This is a genomic window from Burkholderia pyrrocinia (genome assembly GCF_003330765.1).
Taxonomy (GTDB): Bacteria; Pseudomonadota; Gammaproteobacteria; order Burkholderiales; family Burkholderiaceae; genus Burkholderia; species Burkholderia pyrrocinia_B.
The window spans coordinates 2,947,470-2,966,412 of the sequence record NZ_CP024903.1 but is presented as its reverse complement, the minus strand read 5'-3'; the positions used below and the strand labels follow the sequence as shown (position 1 = coordinate 2,966,412).

The following is an 18,943-nucleotide window of genomic DNA, read 5'->3' as shown; positions in this document are numbered from 1 at the left end:
GAAACCTATGGACGACGTCACCCGCATCAGCGCACTGGCCAACGAAAGCCGTCTGGCCGTGATGCGCTGGCTCAAGCAGCCGCGCAAGCATTTCCCGCCGCAGCCGCACGGCGATTTCGACGAACTCGGCGTGTGCTGCACATACATCACCGAGAAGCTCGGCATCGCGCCGGCCACGACCACGCGCCACATGCGCATCCTCGCGGATGCCGGGCTCGTGCAGGCGACCCGCGTCGGCAAGTTCACGTACTACAAGCGGATCGACGGCGCGCTGCAGCGGCTCGGCCGCGATCTCTCGCAACTCTGACTCCCACCGAGGCAACCGACATGGACGAACTTGCACTGCTGGCCGACGCCGACCGGCGCGCACACGCGTATCTGGCTGCGACGAACGAGCGGCGCGCGTTTCCCGACGCGGCCGCGCTGGCCGGTCTCGCCGCGTTCGACGAGCCGCTGCCCGATGCGGGCCGCCCGGCCGACGACGTGCTGCGCCTGCTCGACGAGCGGGGCACGCCCGCGACCGTCGCGTCGAACGGCCCGAACTACTTCGGCTTCGTGATCGGCGCCGCGCTGCCGGCCGCGGCGGCGGCCGAGCGGCTGATGCTCGCGTGGGACCAGTGCGCGTCGTCTTACGCGAATTCGCCGGTGGCCGCGACGATCGAGCGCCAGGCCGCGCGCTGGGTGGTCGACGCGCTTGCGCTGCCCGAAGGCAGCGCGGTCGGGTTCGGCACGAGCGCGACGGCCTGCACGCTCGTCGCGCTGGTTGCCGCGCGGCGCGCGCTGCTCGCGCGCAAGGGCTGGGACGTCGACGAGGACGGCCTGATCGGCGCGCCCGAGGTGAAGGTCGTGATCTCCGGGCTCGCGCACATCACGGTGAAGAAGGCGCTGCGCGTGCTCGGCTTCGGGATGAAGCGCGTCGTCGTCGCGCCGGTCGACGCGCACGGCCGCATCGACCCGGCGGAGTTGCCGCCGCTCGACGATATGACGATCTTCTGTGTGCAGGCCGGCGAAGTGAACACCGGCGAATTCGATCCGTTCGCGGCATTGATTCCGCCCGCGAAGGCGGCCGGCGCATGGGTGCACGTGGACGGCGCGTTCGGCCTGTGGGCTCGCGCGTCGTCGAAGCGCGCGCTGACGGACGGCGTCGACGGCGCGGATAGCTGGACGACCGACGGCCACAAGTGGCTCAACACGCCGTACGACGGCGCGATGGTGATCTGTCGCGACGCGGCCGCGCTCGCGACCGCGATGAATAGCGACGCCGTCTACCTGACCGGTGCGCAGGACGCGCAGAAGAACCTGAACCTCGAGTTCTCGCGGCGCGCGCGCGGCATTCCCGTGTGGGCCGCGCTGCGTTCGCTCGGCCGCGCCGGCGTGGCCACGATGGTCGAGCGGCATTGCGCGCAGGCGGCGCGTGTCGCGGACGGCCTGCGTGCCGCCGGCTACGACGTGCTGAACCGTGTCGTGCTGAACCAGGTGCTCGTGCGCGCCGGCACCGACGACGAGACTGCCGCGATCCTCGAGGCCGCGCAGGCGTCGGGCGACGTATGGTTCGGCGCGACCGTGTGGCAAGGGCGGCCGGCGTTCCGCATCAGCGTGTCGTCGTGGCGCACGGAAGACGCGCACATCGATCGTCTCGTTGCGTTGCTGACGGAGTTGCGCGGCGTGCACGTGCGCTGACGATCATCATGAACCGTCGTCCTTGCCCGCGACGGTGGCGGACGCCATCTTCAGGCATTCGATGAAATGCAGCGCGGCCGGCGTCAACAACGCATGCCGCCGCATCACGATCGCGACCGTCAAGGCCGGCAGCGGCTCGACGAGATTCAATGCGACGATTCCGCGCGACTTGTGTTCGACGTCGGCGAGCGGCCGGGCGAACACGCCGAGCGCATCCGTCTGCGACACGAGCCCCAGCGTCGCGGCAAACGACGGGCAGTGGATCACCCGCTTCGGCATGTCGATGCCGAACGGCATGAAGATCGAGCGGACCAGATCATCCCCGCCTTCTCCGTAGCGCGGCACGCACCATCGAGCATCGGTCAGCTCGCGCAACGAGCGGGCGCGTGCGAGCCGATGCCGGTTTCTTGCCACGACCGCGAACGCCGTCCGGAACAACGGAATGCTGGCGAATTCGTCGGTGTCCGGCATCGCGTTCGACAGTTGATGCGTGACGATGAAATCGAGCGAGCCGTCGCGCAGTCGCGCGAGATCCGTCGCGGTCAGCGCGTCGTCGACGTTCACGGTCGCTCCGGGCAGATCGCGCGTGAATGCATCGAACGCACGTGGCAGGATGGTCAGCGCGACGGTCGGACTGACCGCGATCGACACCGATCCGGTCGTGCCCAGCCGCAACTGCTCGATTTCGTCGCGCGTGCGCTGGATCTCCTCGACGATCAGCCGCGCGCGAATCGCAAACGCACTGCCGTAGTCGGTCAGTGCGATCCCCTTGACGCTGCGCATGACGAGCGGCACGCCCAGTTCGAGTTCGAGCTCGCGCACGATGCTGCTGACGGCCGGTTGCGTGACGCCGAGCGCGCGGGCCGCGCCGCGGATGGTTCGGTGCTCGGCGACCGCGAGAAAGGCATCGAGCTGTTTGAGCTTCATGGGCGAGGCGACCGATCGGGAGGGCAACGCGGGGTTCCGGGCGGAACACCGGGTGACAAGTAAAAATTATCGTCTGCAACGAAATCTTGGATTTTTCTTGTCGGATCGAGTGTATATGCTCGATGTTTTTCAGGAGCGGCCACGATGATTCTCGTTAACCAGCAAAGGCTGTGGGATTCGCTGATGGACATGGCGACGATTGGCGCGACCGCGCACGGCGGCAGTTGCCGGCTCGCGCTGAGCGACGACGACGTGCTGGGCCGGCGCCGCTTCATCCGCTGGTGCGAGGAAGCCGGTTGCGCCGTCCGCATCGATCCGATCGGCAACGTGTTCGCACGCCGGCCGGGCACGCAGCCCGACGCGGCGGCCGTGATGTGCGGCAGTCATCTCGACACGCAGCCGCTCGGCGGTCGCTTCGACGGCGTCTATGGCGTGCTCGCCGGCCTCGAGGCCGTTCGCACGCTGAACGAGCACGGCATCGCGACCCGGCATCCGATCGACGTCGTGGCATGGACCAACGAAGAGGGTTCGCGCTTCACGCCGGGCATGATGGGCTCGGCCGTCTATGCCGGCACGCTGGATCTCGAGACCGCACTGGCCCGGTCGTGCATGCAGACGGGCGTGCTGCTCGGCCACGAACTCGAGCGCACCGGCTTCGCCGGCCGAGCGCGCGAGCGACAGATGCCGAAGGCCTATTTCGAAGCGCATATCGAACAAGGGCCGGTGCTGGAGCAGGCCGGTGTGCCGATCGGCGTCGTCACCGGCGTGCAGGGCATCTACGAACTCGACGTCACCGTGACGGGCTTCGAGTCGCATGCCGGCACGACGCCGATGAGCGTGCGCAAGGACGCGATGGGCGCGGCGGCCACGATGATCGCCGCGATCGTCGAGCACGGTCACGGGTTCGATGCCGATGCGCGCGTCACCGTGGGGCATGTCGCGTGCCAGCCGAACTCGCCGAGCACGATACCCGGCAAGGTCAGGTTCAGTGTCGACGTGCGCCACCCGTCGCGGCCGGCGCTGCAGCGGCTCGTCGCGGACATCGAGGCGATCTGCCTGCAACGTACCGCGCTGCGCGGCGCGAGCGTGCAGGTGCAGACCATCGCCGAATACGAGCCGGTGGTGTTCGATGCCGAGTGCGTCGCGCGAGTGCGGCAGGCAACGGCCACTGCCGGCTATCCGTATCTGGAGATGTGCAGCGGCGCGGGGCACGACGCGGTGAACCTGTCGTACGTCGCGCCGGCCGCGATGGTGTTTGTGCCGTGCAAGGCCGGACTGAGCCACAACGAGGCGGAAGATGCCGATCCGGTGCACCTCGCGCAAGGCGCGTCGGTGCTGGCGAACCTGCTGGCCGATTGCGCGCGCTAGCCGCGCGGCATGGCGGTGCCCGGCGCACCCTTGCAGGCGTGAAAATGTCGGACAATAGCCGCTACGCGCACCGCGCGGGCGGCGCGTTCAACCGATGCATTCACGCAAACGAGAGCCCCCATGTCGACCACCCCTCCCCGGGAATTGCTGAAGGCCGCCGATATCGCGAAGATGGAACCGACGCGCGCGGTGCATTCACTGAATCCCAATGCCGTCCGGCTCAAAAGACCGCTCAGTGACCTGACCGGCCTGACGCAGTTCGGCTTCCACCTGCTCACGCTGATGCCCGGCCACGAATCGGCCGAATACCACCGTCACCTGTATGAGGAAGAATGCGTGTACGTGCTGTCCGGCACGGGCACGGTCACGATCGGCGAATGCCCTTACGACGTCGGGCCTGGCGATTTCCTCGGCTTCGCGCGCGGCGGCGAAGCGCACACGCTGCAGAACACGGGCAACGTGCCGCTCGAACTGATCGTCGTCGGGCAGCGGCTCGAACACGACGTGTGCGAATACCCGAGAATCGGCAAGCGGCTTTACGTGGCCGGGGAACTCGAAGCGTTTGTCGATCTGCCGAAGTAGCCATGGCCCGATCGTCGATGCGTTAATGTAGGCTGACAAAGCAACTCACTCGGCGATTATCCAGGGACAATCGGTTGTGACGCTCTGCGTCCCCCGTTTTTTTTCGGACATTTCTCTCGCTTCCAGGGCTGGACCTTGTCCGTCACGGCACGCATCGCGCTGATGCCGTCCCCCAGGATGCTCGATGCCCTGCGGCGCGGTTATGCCGTCATGGTGGGAATGATCTTCTGCGGGTACCCTCTTTGGCCGATGAGGAAACTGCCTGAAGGAATGCTGGCGGAAGCATACGCTGCGGTAGATTTACAGAATTCCGTGTGAATCGACTACCACCGAAAGCGGTCGCCTACCAACCGGGAGGGTAGGCCCCAGCCATCTGGGTGATACGTGACGCTCGGGATGTAGACCGGGCCGGAAGCCGGGTCGCTTGCCCACCCGTGGCGGGCTTTGGGCGTGAGACCGGGTGACGGCTGCGGGTTGCCCACATGGAGGATGTTCCGCGCAGGAACAACGACGTGGCTGGCCGTTCCCGTATGTGGGCTTATCGAATGGCCGGGCTGTACGACGACCAGGGCGATCAGCATCGGTATCGAAATGCCGTTCACTTCTCCTCACCTAGATCGGATGATTCGGGTCAATCCATGTTGCGATCGGAGTAGCAATTGATGAAAGCGCTTTGCACTACCCTTCATGCGCGCCTATATTTTAGGTCACATGATGACATAATTCCAGAAAACCCCCGGCGTTTCTGGAGTTTGTAATGGCAGCGAGCAACCGAAGGGCTGGCGGAGCCGCCACGAAGCACGACCTCGAGCAGTTGTCCGAATTCCGTTATCGGCTGAGGCGCTTTCTGCGTTTCTCCGAGGAGATGCTGCGTACCGAGGGGCTGACACCGTTGCAGTACATGTTGATGTTGCACACCTGTGCATTTCCTGACCGATCATGGGCGACCGTGGGCGAGATTGCCGAGCGGCTACAGGCATCGTCGCATGGCACGGTGGCGCTGGTCACGCGCTGCGAAGCGGCCGGGCTCGTCAGGCGCCAGACGAGCCAGCATGATCGAAGGCAGGTGGAGATCCATCTGACGCAAAAAGGGGCGGATTGTTTGCGCAAGGTCGCGGCTTTGCACAAATCGGAAATTCAATCGTTCGGCTGGGCGTTCCAGGACGTCACGGATACGAACTGAACGCCGCGACGTCGACGTTCGCGGTATGAGTGACAAAGTGGTGAACGCAATCGGCCGCCGTCGCGGCCGGCAGAGGGGGATAACGAACACACATGCAGCAGGGGGAGGTCGTTTGCAAGGAGTGGGAAATGAGCACGACCTCGAGCCTCAATCTGGAAGGCAAGCTCCGGCGTGACGCCGGGATCATCGGGCTGCTGTTCGCCAGCACGACCAGCATGGTCGGTTCCGGCTGGCTGTTCGGCGCCTATCACGCATCCCGGATCGCCGGGCCGCTAAGCATCGGTAGTTGGGTCCTGGGTGCGATCATCATCATGCTGATTGCACTTTGTTTCGCGGAACTGGCTGCGCTGTTTCCTCGCAGCGGCGCGCTCGTGCACATGAGTCACGCGAGCCACGGCGCGGGACTGGGGCGCATCTGGTGCGGACTTCTGTTTCTCGCTTATGTGCCGGTCCCGGCAGTCGAGGCGGAGGCGATCGTCACCTACGCGAACAACTATCTCCCGTGGTTCATCCAGCCGGGAAGCGCAGGCCTGTTGACGGCGATCGGCTTCATGGCCTGTGGCGGGCTGCTCGGCATCATGGCCCTGCTGAATCTGATGGTGATCCGCTGGCTGCTGAGCGTGAACTCCACCATTACATGGTGGAAAGTGCTCGTGCCGCTTCTGACGATCGCCGGCCTGCTCGGGGCAAGTACGCACTGGGGTGTGATGCAGGCCGCACCCGACAGTTACCATGTGTCGGGCATGTTCACCGCACTGCCGGCCGCGGGCATCGTCTTCAGCTATCTCGGCTTTCGGACTGCGATCGACCTCGGCGGCGAAAGCGCCAATCCGCATAGAAACATCCCGCTGGCCGTGATCGGCGCGGTGCTTCTCGCCGCTGTCATCTACATCCTGCTTCAGGTGGCGTTCATCTATGCGCTCGCGCCGGCCGACCTTGCCGATGGATGGAACAACCTCAGCTTCAAGGGCGAGATGGGGCCGTTCGCCGGGCTCGCCGCAACTCTCGGCATGGGCTGGATGGCAACGCTGCTCTACATCGACGCGTATGTATCGCCCGGGGGAACCGGACTGATGTATGTCACGGGCGGCTCGCGCATCCTGTTCGCGGCGGGTGAACTGGATGCCGGCCCGCGTATGCTGACGCGGCTGAATGCCAACAGGATTCCGTGGGTCGCCGTACTGATCATGTGGGCAGTCGGTGTGCTGTTCCTGCTGCCGTTTCCGGCCTGGCAGCAGATGGTGAGCTATATCACGTCAATTACCGTTCTCACGTATGGGCTGGGGCCTATCGCGCTGCTGGTTCTGCGACGCAACATGCCTGAACTGCACCGACCGTTCAGGATGAGCGGAGCCAGGTTGATCGCGCCGATCGCATTCGTCTGCAGCAATCTCGTCATCTACTGGACCGGCTTCAAGACCAACAACTTCCTGTTCTCGCTTGTCGCAATCGGCTTTGTCCTCTACGCGCTTCACCACCACGTCGTCGCGCGCCGCAGCCCTCGAGACTTCGGCTGGAAGCATATCGCATGGTTGCTGCCCTGGTTTGGCGGGCTGTGGCTGTTGTCCTGGCTGGGTGGAATCGGCGGTGGCCTGGGCGTGATCGGATTTGGCTGGGACATTCTGCTGGTCGCCATCTGGAGCGCGGTTGTGCTTGCACTGGCCATGCGCAGCGCGCTCGATGCCGGGGAGACGTCGGAGATGATGGAGCGCATGAACGAGACCAGTTGAAGGATCCCTTGGGTTGAAGCGGAGCACGCACATTCGACAGGAACCGGGGCCATGGCGGTGGTCGTGCCCCGTCCCGATGTGGATGGCATGCTGGAAGCCACCGGTGTGATCGCGAAGGAGCACATTGCGGATGCGGTGGCGAGCAGCATCAGGATCTTTCCGGAGAACCGGGGTGGAGAGGTTCGGTGGTGGCGGTCGAGGTCGCAGCATCATGATGGCCGCGTGCCGACGCGCATGGCCGACCCGGATTCCGCAAAAGAGGTTCCGCATGCAACTGAGCGTTGAACGGGTCGTGCTGCGTCGGCGGCTTGCGGTCGCCTTGCATCTCGATCGATGGAAGGAAGTGTTGGCCGGCAATCTGGACAATGATGCGAATGACGATCGCGAGTGGGTCATCGTCTACCGAACGGCGAATGGATATTGCTGTCTCTACTAGGGGAAGCCGATTGCGTTCGACGCGCTCTCCGACGTGCAGTCCTGGTCCGGCGAGATCGATGTTCGGACGTACTTCATGGGCTTGTGATCAAGGCGTCGATGACGATCCGTTCCCGCCTGAAATGTGTGGCGGGGGCGGGGCCCGCCACAGCGACGTTTCAACGATAAACGATGTCCGCGCGACGATTCTGGGACCACGACGCTTCGTCATGGCCCAGTGCAACCGGCTTCTCCTTGCCGAAACTGACCGCCTCGATCTGTGAGTCAGGTACGCCGAGCGTTTCCAGCGTGCGAAGCACGGCCTGCGACCGGCGTTCACCCAATGCGAGGTTGTACTCGCTTGTGCCACGTTCGTCGGTGTTCCCCTGAATCCGAACGTGCCGGCTCGGATGAAGGCGCAGATAATCCGCATGCGCCTGCAGCTGCGACTGGTATTCAGGTTTTACGTCATAGCTGTCGAAATCGAAATAGATGCTGCGTTTCGCGAGCGGACTGTTGGGGTTGTTCAGCTCGTCAGCCATGGTCGACGGCGTGCCGATCGCCTGACCATTTGCAGCGCTCTGATTCATCATGCCGGCGGTGCCGGACGTCTTGGTTGCGGAGTGGCACCCGCCGAACAGCACGAGAATCAAAACGACCGCATATCGCATCAAGCCTTTCATCACTGGCCTCCCGAAGGATGTCTTCAGCCGCACGGAATGCGTCGCGGATCCTTGGAACAGGCGACAGCGAAGCTGCCGGAAAGCGCAGTGGACTTCGCTGTTCTTTTTGATGTGCGACGGAGTTTTGTAAATTGATTGCAGGGTGATCCAAAGGAATTTCGTGGACGGGCGGCGGGTGGAAGGGATCACATCATGTAGCGTAGGAGAAATGTCACATCATGACTAGTTGGCGTGCTACGATGCGGGAATTCTGCAGTATTGTGAATTCAGATGTGCTCTCTCAGCTTGCTGAACTCGACGTTCGGCCGTCCCGATACGAAAGGCCGGGGCGAGCTTCCAGAACCCGGCTACCCAGCTGGGTTTTTTTGTCCGTTGTTTGGTCTGTTCGGTAAATCGCATCAACGATGTCACAGTCGTCCGCCACGTCTTCCCGCATGACCGCGCCCGAACTGCGCGCGACCACGTCGCTCGCGGCGATCTTCGCGCTGCGCATGCTCGGCCTGTTCATGATCATGCCGGTGTTTTCGGTCTACGCGAAAACCATCCCGGGCGGCGACAACGTGCTGCTCGTCGGCATCGCGCTCGGGGCCTACGGCGTCACGCAGTCGCTGTTCTACATTTTCTACGGCTGGGCATCCGACAAGTTCGGCCGCAAGCCGGTGATCGCCACGGGCCTCGTGATCTTCGCGCTCGGCAGCTTCGTCGCCGCGTTCGCGCACGACATCACGTGGATTATCGTCGGCCGCGTGATCCAGGGGATGGGCGCCGTGTCGTCCGCGGTGCTCGCGTTCATCGCCGACCTGACCTCCGAGCAGAACCGCACGAAGGCGATGGCGATGGTCGGCGGGTCGATCGGCGTGTCGTTCGCGGTCGCGATCGTCGGCGCGCCGATCGTGTTCCACTGGGTCGGGATGAGTGGGCTGTTCGCGATCGTCGGCGTGCTGTCGATCCTGGCGATCGGCGTGGTGCTGTGGATCGTGCCCGACGCGGCGAAGCCCGTGCACGTGCCCGCGCCGTTCGCCGAGGTGCTGCACAACGTCGAGTTGCTGCGCCTGAACTTCGGCGTGCTGGTGCTGCACGCGACGCAGACGGCGCTGTTCCTCGTCGTGCCGCGCCTGCTCGTCGAAGGCGGGCTGCCGGTCGCCGCGCACTGGAAGGTCTACCTGCCGGTGATGGGGCTCGCGTTCGTGATGATGGTCCCGGCGATCATCGTCGCGGAAAAACGGGGCAAGATGAAGCCGGTGCTGCTCGGCGGCATTCTGGCTATCCTGATCGGTCAATTGCTGCTGGGCAGCGCGCCGCATACCATCCTGATTGTGGCGGCGGTCCTGTTCGTGTACTTCCTCGGGTTCAACATCCTGGAAGCGTCGCAGCCGTCGCTCGTGTCGAAGCTCGCGCCGGGTTCGCGCAAGGGTGCGGCCACGGGCGTCTACAACACCACGCAGTCGATCGGGCTCGCGCTCGGCGGCATCGTGGGTGGCTGGCTGCTGAAGCACGGCGGCGCGAACACGGTGTTCCTGACGTGCGCCGGATTGGTTACGGTGTGGCTCGCAGTCGCGGCCGGCATGAAGCAGCCGCCGCCGCGCATTTGAACGATCTCGAAGTCGTTCGACATTCGAAACAGGCAGACCAGTGTTTGGGGGGAGACCGATGATTCGCATTTCCGCGCTCGCGGATCGACGTGCGTTGCTGCACGCCCGGCGTCTGTGGCTTCACTACGGCGTGTTCTGGCTGGGCGCGGTTGCCGTGGGCCTCGTGGCGGTGCTCTACGCGAAGCTGATCGATTTCGGCTACGGGTTTTTTCTGGGCTACGCTGCCCGGCACGCGTGGCTGCCACTGATCGTCACACCGATCATCGGTGCGCTCACGGTCTGGCTGACGCGGCGATTCTTCGACGGCGCGGAGGGAAGCGGTATTCCGCAGGTAATTGCGATGCTTCACGCGCCGGGCAACGGGGGCGCACGGTTGCTCAAGTTCCGGATCCTGGTCGGGAAGATTCTCGTTTCGTTCCTGGCCATTCTCGGCGGTTTCACGATCGGACGCGAAGGTCCGACGATCCATGTGGGTGCTGCGCTCATGTTCAACCTGCGGAGGTTCTATCCGCAGCGGTTTCGTGCGATACGCCCCGGCGTGCTCGAGCATCGGCTGGCTCTTGCGGGCGCGGCCGCGGGTCTTTCCGCAGCGTTCAATGCGCCGCTCGCAGGCGTGGTGTTCGCGATCGAGGAACTCACGCGAAGCTTCGAGCAACGCACGAGCGGTGTCCTCATTACGGCGATCATCTTCGCCGGCATCGTGTCGCTCGGCATTCAGGGTAACTACGTCTATTTCGGCACGATCGACGTCGGGACGCACCTGCCCGAGTCGTTGGCGCTGGCGGTCGTGCTCATCGGCGTGATGGCGGGTGTCATGGGCGGGATCTTCTGCTGGATATTGCTCAACACGCGACGCTGGATGCCGAGCAGGCTCCAGAATTTCCGTGCCAACCGGCCGGTTCTGTTTGGCGCCCTGTGCGGGCTGGTCGTCGCGGTCGTCGGCGTCGCGACCCATGGCCATACGTTCGGCAGCGGATACGCGGAAGCCCGGGGCATGCTCGAAAGCCATGCGAATGTCAGCATCCTGTATCCGGTATTCAAGATGATTTCGATGATCGGATCGTACCTGCCCGGCGCGCCGGGCGGCTTGTTTGCCCCGTCGCTGGCGATCGGCGCGGGGATCGGCAATACGCTGCATATCCTGTTCTCGGGGATGCAGTTGCAGATGCTGATTGCACTCGGGATGGTCGGCTATCTGGCCGCAGTCACGCAAAGCCCGATCACGGCGTTCGTGATTGTCATCGAAATGATCAACGGCCACGCACTCGTCATCTCGTTGATGGCCACGGCCCTGATTGCGAGCCGCGTGTCGCGATTCTTTGCTCCGCCGCTGTACGAAGCGCTGTCGACGCGCTATTTTGCCGACGACCACCGATGACCTTTTTGGCGCATCGCGCCACCGAGGTGCTCGAACACGCGAGCGCGCCAGGGGCAGAGCGGCGTGAGCCGGCACCCGCACCGTAGCAACGCCCGCCACGCGGCCGATGGCCGGATCGGCCGGCGCGCGACTTGCCGAACGGGCACGGTGAGGATCGCCCGGCTTGTCGCCGTTACGACGAGACGCCCGCCTCGCCAAGCCGCACGTCGGCCTGTGCGCGCGCCAGCAAGCCGTGGCAACGCGGCGAGAGATTCGCGAACACGAGATGCTTGCCCATGCGCTCGTAGCGCGCCTGCACGGCCTCAAGCGCCGCGATTGCCGAGTGGTCGGCCACGTGCAGATGCGTGCAATCGAGTCGCACCTGCGCCGGGTCGAGCTCCGGATCGAAGAGCATCTGGAAATGTGCCGCCGACGCGAAGAACAGCGTGCCGCGGGGCGCGTAGACACGCTCGCCCAGGGCTTCGTCGCGCGTCTCGCAGCGGAACTCGCGCGCGTGCTGCCACGCGAAATTCAGCGAAGCGATGACGATGCCGCAGAGCACCGCGGTCGCCAGATCCGTGCAGACCGTGATCACCGTGACCGCGACAATTGCCACGGCGTCGTTGCGGGGCACCTTGTGCAGTACGCGCAGCGAGCCCCATGCGAAGGTCTGTCCCGCGACGATGAACATCACGCCCACCAGCGCCGCGAGCGGAATGCGCTCGATCAGCGGCGAGAGGCACAGGACGAACAGCAGGATCATGACGCCGCTCGTCACGCCCGAGATGCGCGATCGCCCGCCTGAGCCCAGATTGATGACGGTCTGGCCGATCATCGCGCAGCCGCCCATCGCACCGAACATCCCCGCCGCCACATTGGCCACGCCCAGCGCCACGCATTCGCGGTTCGGCTGGCCACGCGTGCCGGTCACGTCGTCGGTGAGATTGAGCGTGAGCAGCGTCTCCAGCAGGCCCACGACCGACATCAGCACCGCATATGGCAGCACGATGCGCAGCGTCTCCATGTTCATCGGCACGGCGGGCACACTAAAGACCGGCAGTCCGCCCGCGATGTGCGCCATGTCTCCCAGCGTGCGTGCGGGCAGATGCAGGAGCGACGCCGCCGCGCCGACGCCCACGATCGCGACCAGCGCGGGCGGCACGGCCTTCGTCACGCGCGGCACGACGAACACGATCGCCATGGTGAGCGCGACGAGCCCGCACATCAGCCACAGCGCCTGCCCGTGCATCCATTCCATGCCCGCGCCGTGGGGGCCGGGCGCCTTGAAATGCTCGAACTGTGCACGCGCGATGATGATCGCGAGACCGTTCACGAAGCCGAGCATCACTGGATGCGGCACCATGCGGATCAGCTTGCCGAGCTTCAGTGCGCCAAACAGCATCATCAACAGGCCGCCGAGCACGACCGTGGCGAACAGATATTGCGGACCGTGCTGCACCACGAGCGCCACGATCACGACGGCCATGGAGCCCGCCGCGCCGCTGATCATGCCGGGCCGGCCGCCGAACAGCGCCGTGATCGTGCAGATGAAGAACGCACCATAAAGCCCCATCAACGGATTCAGATGCGCGACGAGCGCAAAGGCGATGCACTCGGGCACGAGCGCGAACGACGATGTGAGGCCGGCAAGCAATTCACTGCGCAACGAAGAAAGCCGGCTGGGGCCGGAATGGACGGATTCCATGGCGACGGTACGATTGACTGGACAAAGCGGAACGGCGGTCGGGGCGAAGGTCGCAATCGCGCGCCAGGCGCCGCCGCGAGGTGATTCATTGGCGTGCCGGCTCGTACGAGCGCAGCGGGATCGGCGGCGTATGTGACGCGGGCGGAACCACTGGCTTGCTGAGGCTTGGCCCGGGCGCGTCCGGCGAGCAGCAGCGGCGAAACGCCGGCCGAGGTTGGACGAAACCGCGCATCCTAACAGAATTGGCACATACGCACAGGCGAGCGCGCAGGCGCTCGGACGGCGCGCATCCCTTAATGGGGGGGGCGAACAAGGTAAATGATATGAACGTCCTCCACCCGCAAGAGGTGGCCAAGAGAGGCAAGACGGCGGACTTTCCTGAGCCACCACATCAGGGCGCCTGAGTGGAAGATCATGCATGTCTTCACAGGCAACCGGAGGGGCCATGATCAAGTGCGCGACAGTGGGTGCGGGTATCGCCAAAAACGTTTTTCAGGTCCATCACGTGGATGCGGAAACCGGCGAGAGGCAGTGCTGGCGCTACACCGGATGCGCCAGCAACGGGTGAAATCTCGCACGATGCGGATTGATAGTCTGCGTGAGCTGCTGACCGAGTACGGCGAAGTGATGGGCAAAGGTCGGGCTGCGCTGGACAAGGTGATGCCGGCTGGGCTGGGAAGGTAACGTTACCGGGGATCAGTAAAAGAGGTGACCTGGAGCATCCCGACCGGGAAAATGCACGCAAATCAAAGGCACCCCGATTAATGCCTGATCGCGAGATGGGAGTCGATTTCGGAGGCAGTGCAGATAGCGACGTGGTTCGCTCGCATTTGTTTCATCGCTCAGTTGGGTGTTGTTGCATTAATCGGGCGTAGTGACGAGGTAAGGGCCTATGGTCATGATTTCAGGCAATGCGAACGGATTGCGGACGTGCGAGGTCCGCCATGCGGTTCAGCACGCCCACGCGGATGGCAACCTCGGCTGCTTGCGATTCGGTGCGTCGTGCCCACAGGCAGTTACGATGGTGCGCCGAATAAGTAAATCGGCGCACCATCGAAGCATGGGTCAGGTCACTTCTTGAAAGAATCCTGGGGGACCGGAACCGGGCTCCAGATCTCCGCATCCGATGCGTTTGCCGCGAATGTCCAGATGGGCGTGCCGTTCGCGACCTTTCTCCATTGGAGGTCGAAGACAAGTTGCGAATTGGTCACGTTTTCGATGTAGCCCGATTGCGGGTCGTCCGATTGCGGGTCGAATTGCCATTGCTGAGAGGCCGTCGCGTGGTTTTTCACGTAGGTGTTCAGGGCAAGGTATTGTTCGTCGGATACCGTTCCGCAGTCGATGGCGAGCGTGGGGTCGCTGTGCAGCGTGATTCCGCCATCCGGTTGGAAGTCCCACTCGGTATGCAGGTGGTCCGTACTGGCGGGAACGAGCACCACCCTATTGCCTTTGACGCGATCGGTGACGCCGATGAGCCAGTTGGTATCGGCCGTGTAATAAATTTTTGCCATTTTTTCCTCTGAGAGGTAATTGGATGAGTCGATAAATGAATGCTTCCTTCCCGACAGCAGCCTCACACGGAAATCATCCTTGCCATGTATCTGCATATAATCGACGAAAAATCGTCGGCGCTTTATTGGCAAGGTTTGAGGATGGGCTTCTGCCTGGGATAAACATTAGGTCCGTCACATCGCTGAATCAATTACATGCAATTACACGACAGGATGGCGTTGTCGCATAAATCGGGCGAGCAAGCGGCCGGCTGACGTTTACGCACATCAGCCGGTCCGGCACCCTTTTTAACAATTCGGATTCCTGCGTAGATTCTCGATTTTGGGCTTCGAGAAGATGCGCAGGGACAAGGGCAAGACGAGCGGACCGAAGGCTCGCTACCGTGTCAGGAACTGGTCGACCTACAACGCTGGCCTGATCAACCGAGGTAACGTCACGATGTGGATCGATGAAGCCGCCCTTGCGGGCATACCGGAGGCCGAGCCAACGCGCGGCCGTCCGCGTCTGTACAGCGCCGCGCTGATCCAGGCGCTGCTGGGCATCAAGACCGTGTTCCGCCTGCCGCTGCGCGCGCTGCAAGGCTTCGCGCAAAGCCTGCGCGAGCTGGCTTTCGCCACCTTGCCCGTGCCGAATTACACGACGCTCTGCCGCCGTGCGCAAACGCTTGAGGTCCAACTGCCGATCGTTGACGACGGCGAGCCGATCCATCTGGTGGTCGACAGCACCGGCGTGAAGGTCTACGGCGAAGGCGAATGGAAGGTGCGCCAGCACGGATACTCGAAGCGCCGCACGTGGCGCAAGGTGCATCTCGGGCCCGACGCGAATACCGGTCAGGTGCGCGCCGCGTTGATGACGCATCAGGACGTCGCCGACGGTGACGTCCTCGCCGAACTGCTCGACCAGATCCCGGACGACGAACTGCTCGATGTCATCGGCGGTGACGGGGCCTACGACACCAAGCCATGCCATGCCGCGATCGCCGCGCGCGGTGCAACGCCATCGATCCCGCCGCGCGAAGGCGCTGCTCATTGGCCCGCCAACACGTCGGGCGCGATATGGCGCAACGACGCGGTCGATGCGATTGCTCGACTCGGCCGCCGCGAATGGGAGAAGGACAGCGGCTACCATCGGCGCTCGCTCGCGGAGAACGCGATGTATCGCTTCAAGACGCTCACGGGTAACTGCCTGTGGGCACGACGCACCGAATCGCAGGCAGCCGAGGTTGCCATCCGCGTGGGCGTGCTGAACCGCATGGCGGACCTCGCACATCCGCAATCCGTTCGCATTGCCTGAAATCATGACCATAGGCCTTACCTCGTCACTACGCCCGATTAATGCAACAACGCCGCTCAGTTGCAAAACTGTCACGTCAGCCGCAATTGCTCTGGCATCCTGCATGAAAACATAAACATCGAGTAAAAACAGATATAACATTATTTTGTTTAGATAAACAAAATAAAAATTCGTAAAAACACGGGGTAGAGAAATCGCGTTTATTTGGGCACGCTTGTGTCCATTGTCCGTTCATGGGCGCCGGTATTTCGACATGCCGGCGCGTCTTTTTTTCGGACACTCGAATGCGGAAATAAATACGCGCACCCGGGATTTTCGACCGATTGGCCGGGCAAGCGACAAGTCACGAAAAGATTCCTGATTTAAAACTCAGTAGTTCGAATCAATAACTTGATTAAAGAACGATACGGAGACAGGCGATGTCGAGGAACTGGGGGTTGGGAACTGCGCTGCTGGCGTTGTGCGTTGCCGTGACGTCGTGCGGCGGCGATGCGGATTCGCCATCGGCAGCGGCTGCAAAGATGTCCGCCGCTGCGCAGGCGCAGGGCAACGGCAACGATAACAGCAGCGGTAGCGACAACAGCAACGACAACGGCGCACCGAAGAAGAACGCCGACATCCGTGTCGTCCAGTACGTCAATCCGTTGATCGGCACCGACTACGCCACCGACCAGCCGGCCGACCCGGTCGGCTCGGGGCTGGGTGGCGGCACGTTCCCGGGGCCGACGGTCCCGTTCGGGATGATGCAATGGAGCCCGATGACGCCGACCGCGCAGTACGACAGCCGCAAAGGCGACGGCTCCGGTTTCTCCGGCGGCTACTGGTACGGCGACACGTCGATCAACGCATTCAGCATCCTGCACCTGAGCGGCACGGGCTGCTGGGCGAACGGCGGTTACCTGAACGTGATGCCGCAGCTTGCGCCCGGCGACGCCGGCACGCCGGCCAGCTTCAGCCACGCAAACGAAACCGCGCAGGCCGGCTATTACGGTGTCACGCTCGGCAACGGCATCAAGGCCGAGCTGACGACCACGGTCCGCACCGGCTTCGCCCGCTTCACGTATCCGGCGCTCGCGCAGGGCCAGCAGGCGACGATCGCGATCGATCCGACCGTGCAGAACAACCGCTCGCAGGGCTCGACGGCGGATACGGTGAAGCAGGTCGGCGATCGCGCGCTGTCCGGCACGATCGCGGGCAGCGGCTTCTGTTGGGCCGGGCATGCGGTGCCCGTCTACTACTACGCGGAATTCAGCCAGCCGTTCGCGGCGAAGCCGACGCTGGCCGCCAATCGTCCGCTCGCCGTCACGTTCGCGGTCGACAAGCAGCACCCGGTCGTGATGATGAAGCTCGGCATCTCGTTCGTCAGCGAAGCGAATGCGAAGGCGAACCTCGACGCGGAAAATCCGGGCGCCGCCGCGCATGGCCGCGCCGGCTGGAATTTTGACAAGGTGCGCCACGCAGCGAGCGCCGCATGGAACGCGCGCCTGAACGCGATCCAGGTGACGGGCGGCAGCGAGGCCGACAGGACGAAGTTCTACACCGCGCTGTATCACGCGTCGCTGCACCCGAACGTGTTCAACGACGTGAACGGCCAGTATCCGGACTTCTACACGTCCAACGGCACATCGACCGCGCCGACGCGTCAGGTCGAAAAAGGCCGCACGATGTACGCGAACTTCTCCGGCTGGGACATCGACCGCTCGTTCATGCAGCTCCAGGCATGGCTCGATCCGGTGCGAACCAGCGACTTTGTGCAGTCGCTCGTGCTCGATGCGACCGCGTGCGGTGCGTTCCCGCGCTGGGCGTACTTCAATACGGAGACGGCCGTGATGCCGGGCGATGCGGGTTCGATCATCGCCGCGAACGCGTATGCGTTCGGCGCGACGAACTTCGACACGCAGCGCGCGCTGTCGATCATGAAGCGCAGCACGGCGCCGGGCGCCGCATGCGCAGGCACGCCGGTGATGGGCAGCCGCGCGGACTACGACCGGCTCGGCTATGTGCCGTCGTCGGGCAACGGCGACAACCAGACCGCGTCGAATACGCTCGAATACGCGCTGCGCGATTTCGCGGTGTCGCGCTTTGCGACGGCGCTCGGCGATACCGCGACGGCCGGCACGCTGCTGACGTCGAGCGGCAACTGGCGGAACCTGTTCGATCAGGGTGCGGTTCAGCCGAAGACGTCGGCCGGCGCGTGGGTCGTCGACGGCTCCGGTTTCATGGAAGGCAACTCGGAGCAATACACGTGGTACGTGCCGCACGATCTCGCCGGCGTGGTCGCGCAGGCAGGCGGCGCCGCGTCGGTCGTCAAGCGGCTCGATACCTTCTTCACGCATCTGAACATCGGCACCGTGCAGCCGTATTTCTACGTCGGCAACGAAGTGACGATGGCTGTGCCGTGGGCCTATGCGTGGGCCGGCGCACCGTCCCGTACGCAGCAGGTGCTGCACGCGTCGCTCGCGAACGAGTTCGGCACCGGCGCGGCGGGGCTGCCCGGCAACGACGATCTCGGCGCGATCTCGGGCTGGTACGTGTGGGCTGCGCTCGGCCTGTATCCGGTCGTGCCGGGCGTGAGCGGCGTCGCGGTGTCGAGCCCGCAGTTCGAGAAGATCGACGTGCGCGTCGGGCAGATGGACGGCAGCTACCGTCTGCTGCGGATCGCCGCGCCGGGCGCGGGCTCTGCCGACACCGCGTCGTTCTACGTCAAGTCGCTGAAGCTGAACGGCGCGTCCTGGCCGACCGCCTGGTTGCCGCTCGACAGGATTGCGAAGGGCGGCGCGCTGTCGTACGCGATGACGGCCGATGCGGCCGCGACGACATGGGGCACCGACGCGTCCGCGATGCCGTCGTTCCCGGTAGCGACCAAAACCCGTTGATAAGAGGCGAAACACATCGAATGGGTGGTGCAGACGAAGGC

16 protein-coding genes and 2 pseudogenes are annotated in these 18,943 nt (G+C 64.0%); 13 read left to right on the top strand and 5 right to left on the bottom strand.

The annotated features are described in order from the left end of the window. The first annotated feature begins 7 nt into the window (after positions 1-7). Both CUJ89_RS31085 and CUJ89_RS31080 read left to right on the top strand, forming a co-directional pair. Positions 8-307, top strand: coding sequence for an ArsR/SmtB family transcription factor (locus CUJ89_RS31085; RefSeq protein WP_114181070.1), 300 nt, complete (start codon positions 8-10; stop codon positions 305-307). A 20-nt stretch (positions 308-327) separates the two neighbouring features. After that, positions 328-1,680, top strand: a complete 1,353-nt coding sequence (locus CUJ89_RS31080) for a pyridoxal phosphate-dependent decarboxylase family protein (RefSeq protein ID WP_114181069.1) — start codon at positions 328-330, stop codon at positions 1,678-1,680. A gap of 6 nt (positions 1,681-1,686) precedes the next feature. Here CUJ89_RS31080 and CUJ89_RS31075 read toward each other — a convergent pair whose 3' ends face one another. Continuing rightward, complete coding sequence (locus CUJ89_RS31075) at positions 1,687-2,607, bottom strand: LysR substrate-binding domain-containing protein (protein WP_114181068.1); 921 nt, start codon at positions 2,605-2,607, stop codon at positions 1,687-1,689. Between the two features lie 144 nt (positions 2,608-2,751). Between CUJ89_RS31075 and CUJ89_RS31070 the strand changes: the two genes are divergently transcribed. From CUJ89_RS31070 to CUJ89_RS38115, 6 genes are all read left to right on the top strand, one after another. Then, positions 2,752-3,975 (top strand): Zn-dependent hydrolase, encoded by a 1,224-nt coding sequence (locus tag CUJ89_RS31070; RefSeq protein ID WP_114181067.1) that lies wholly within the window; start codon positions 2,752-2,754, stop codon positions 3,973-3,975. A gap of 120 nt (positions 3,976-4,095) precedes the next feature. Continuing rightward, a complete protein-coding gene (locus tag CUJ89_RS31065) occupies positions 4,096-4,557 on the top strand; it encodes a cupin domain-containing protein (RefSeq protein WP_114181066.1) in 462 nt (153 codons plus the stop codon). A 757-nt stretch (positions 4,558-5,314) separates the two neighbouring features. Further along, entirely contained in the window at positions 5,315-5,740 is a 426-nt protein-coding gene (locus CUJ89_RS31055; protein ID WP_114180374.1) for a MarR family winged helix-turn-helix transcriptional regulator, read from the top strand. A gap of 128 nt (positions 5,741-5,868) precedes the next feature. Beyond that, positions 5,869-7,470 carry an APC family permease gene (locus tag CUJ89_RS31050; protein WP_114181064.1) on the top strand — a complete coding sequence of 534 codons (1,602 nt, stop codon included), beginning with the start codon at positions 5,869-5,871 and terminating at the stop codon, positions 7,468-7,470. Positions 7,471-7,521: 51 nt separating this feature from the next. Then, complete coding sequence (locus CUJ89_RS31045; protein WP_114181063.1) at positions 7,522-7,755, top strand: hypothetical protein; 234 nt, start codon at positions 7,522-7,524, stop codon at positions 7,753-7,755. Further along, positions 7,739-7,906, top strand: a complete 168-nt coding sequence (locus CUJ89_RS38115; RefSeq protein ID WP_161556576.1) for a hypothetical protein — start codon at positions 7,739-7,741, stop codon at positions 7,904-7,906. Before CUJ89_RS31045 ends, CUJ89_RS38115 begins: the two co-directional genes overlap by 17 nt. A gap of 157 nt (positions 7,907-8,063) precedes the next feature. On the opposite strand, the gene pal is transcribed toward CUJ89_RS38115, so the two are convergent. Further along, positions 8,064-8,567 carry a peptidoglycan-associated lipoprotein Pal gene (pal, locus tag CUJ89_RS31040; RefSeq protein ID WP_114181062.1) on the bottom strand — a complete coding sequence of 168 codons (504 nt, stop codon included), beginning with the start codon at positions 8,565-8,567 and terminating at the stop codon, positions 8,064-8,066. A gap of 404 nt (positions 8,568-8,971) precedes the next feature. On the opposite strand from pal, the gene CUJ89_RS31035 reads away from it, so the two are divergent. Then, positions 8,972-10,159 (top strand): MFS transporter, encoded by a 1,188-nt coding sequence (locus CUJ89_RS31035; RefSeq protein WP_114181061.1) that lies wholly within the window; start codon positions 8,972-8,974, stop codon positions 10,157-10,159. A 58-nt stretch (positions 10,160-10,217) separates the two neighbouring features. Beyond that, a complete protein-coding gene (locus tag CUJ89_RS31030; RefSeq protein WP_114181060.1) occupies positions 10,218-11,537 on the top strand; it encodes a chloride channel protein in 1,320 nt (439 codons plus the stop codon). Positions 11,538-11,709: 172 nt separating this feature from the next. On the opposite strand, the gene CUJ89_RS31025 is transcribed toward CUJ89_RS31030, so the two are convergent. After that, positions 11,710-13,221, bottom strand: coding sequence for a SulP family inorganic anion transporter (locus tag CUJ89_RS31025; RefSeq protein ID WP_114181059.1), 1,512 nt, complete (start codon positions 13,219-13,221; stop codon positions 11,710-11,712). 528 nt (positions 13,222-13,749) lie between these two features. On the opposite strand from CUJ89_RS31025, the pseudogene CUJ89_RS31020 reads away from it, so the two are divergent. Then, a pseudogene (locus CUJ89_RS31020) lies at positions 13,750-13,902 on the top strand (IS110 family transposase); the annotation flags it as partial. Between the two features lie 223 nt (positions 13,903-14,125). Here CUJ89_RS31020 and CUJ89_RS31015 read toward each other — a convergent pair. Both CUJ89_RS31015 and CUJ89_RS31010 read right to left on the bottom strand, forming a co-directional pair. Next, a pseudogene (locus tag CUJ89_RS31015) lies at positions 14,126-14,236 on the bottom strand (IS5/IS1182 family transposase); the annotation flags it as partial. Between the two features lie 55 nt (positions 14,237-14,291). After that, positions 14,292-14,798, bottom strand: coding sequence for an RICIN domain-containing protein (locus CUJ89_RS31010; RefSeq protein ID WP_152036681.1), 507 nt, complete (start codon positions 14,796-14,798; stop codon positions 14,292-14,294). 271 nt (positions 14,799-15,069) lie between these two features. On the opposite strand from CUJ89_RS31010, the gene CUJ89_RS31005 reads away from it, so the two are divergent. Continuing rightward, positions 15,070-16,026: an IS5 family transposase gene (locus CUJ89_RS31005; RefSeq protein ID WP_114181660.1), complete on the top strand. Its 957-nt coding sequence runs from the start codon at positions 15,070-15,072 to the stop codon at positions 16,024-16,026. 419 nt (positions 16,027-16,445) lie between these two features. Then, a complete protein-coding gene (locus tag CUJ89_RS31000) occupies positions 16,446-18,902 on the top strand; it encodes a GH92 family glycosyl hydrolase (protein WP_114181057.1) in 2,457 nt (818 codons plus the stop codon). Positions 18,903-18,943: the final 41 nt, after the last annotated feature.

Excerpts from the sequence above, each read along its gene's own strand:
- CUJ89_RS31085 (WP_114181070.1), top strand. The coding sequence starts at position 8 with ATGGACGACGTCACCCGCATCAGCGCACTGGCCAACGAAAGCCGTCTG.
- CUJ89_RS31080 (WP_114181069.1), top strand. The coding sequence starts at position 328 with ATGGACGAACTTGCACTGCTGGCCGACGCCGACCGGCGCGCACACGCG.
- CUJ89_RS31065 (WP_114181066.1), top strand. The coding sequence starts at position 4,096 with ATGTCGACCACCCCTCCCCGGGAATTGCTGAAGGCCGCCGATATCGCG.
- CUJ89_RS31075 (WP_114181068.1), bottom strand. The coding sequence starts at position 2,607 with ATGAAGCTCAAACAGCTCGATGCCTTTCTCGCGGTCGCCGAGCACCGA.
- CUJ89_RS38115 (WP_161556576.1), top strand. The coding sequence starts at position 7,739 with ATGCAACTGAGCGTTGAACGGGTCGTGCTGCGTCGGCGGCTTGCGGTC.
- CUJ89_RS31055 (WP_114180374.1), top strand. The coding sequence starts at position 5,315 with ATGGCAGCGAGCAACCGAAGGGCTGGCGGAGCCGCCACGAAGCACGAC.
- CUJ89_RS31000 (WP_114181057.1), top strand. The coding sequence starts at position 16,446 with ATGTCGAGGAACTGGGGGTTGGGAACTGCGCTGCTGGCGTTGTGCGTT.
- CUJ89_RS31050 (WP_114181064.1), top strand. The coding sequence starts at position 5,869 with ATGAGCACGACCTCGAGCCTCAATCTGGAAGGCAAGCTCCGGCGTGAC.
- pal (WP_114181062.1), bottom strand. The coding sequence starts at position 8,567 with ATGAAAGGCTTGATGCGATATGCGGTCGTTTTGATTCTCGTGCTGTTC.
- CUJ89_RS31005 (WP_114181660.1), top strand. The coding sequence starts at position 15,070 with ATGCGCAGGGACAAGGGCAAGACGAGCGGACCGAAGGCTCGCTACCGT.
- CUJ89_RS31025 (WP_114181059.1), bottom strand. The coding sequence starts at position 13,221 with ATGGAATCCGTCCATTCCGGCCCCAGCCGGCTTTCTTCGTTGCGCAGT.
- CUJ89_RS31045 (WP_114181063.1), top strand. The coding sequence starts at position 7,522 with ATGGCGGTGGTCGTGCCCCGTCCCGATGTGGATGGCATGCTGGAAGCC.
- CUJ89_RS31035 (WP_114181061.1), top strand. The coding sequence starts at position 8,972 with ATGTCACAGTCGTCCGCCACGTCTTCCCGCATGACCGCGCCCGAACTG.
- CUJ89_RS31070 (WP_114181067.1), top strand. The coding sequence starts at position 2,752 with ATGATTCTCGTTAACCAGCAAAGGCTGTGGGATTCGCTGATGGACATG.
- CUJ89_RS31030 (WP_114181060.1), top strand. The coding sequence starts at position 10,218 with ATGATTCGCATTTCCGCGCTCGCGGATCGACGTGCGTTGCTGCACGCC.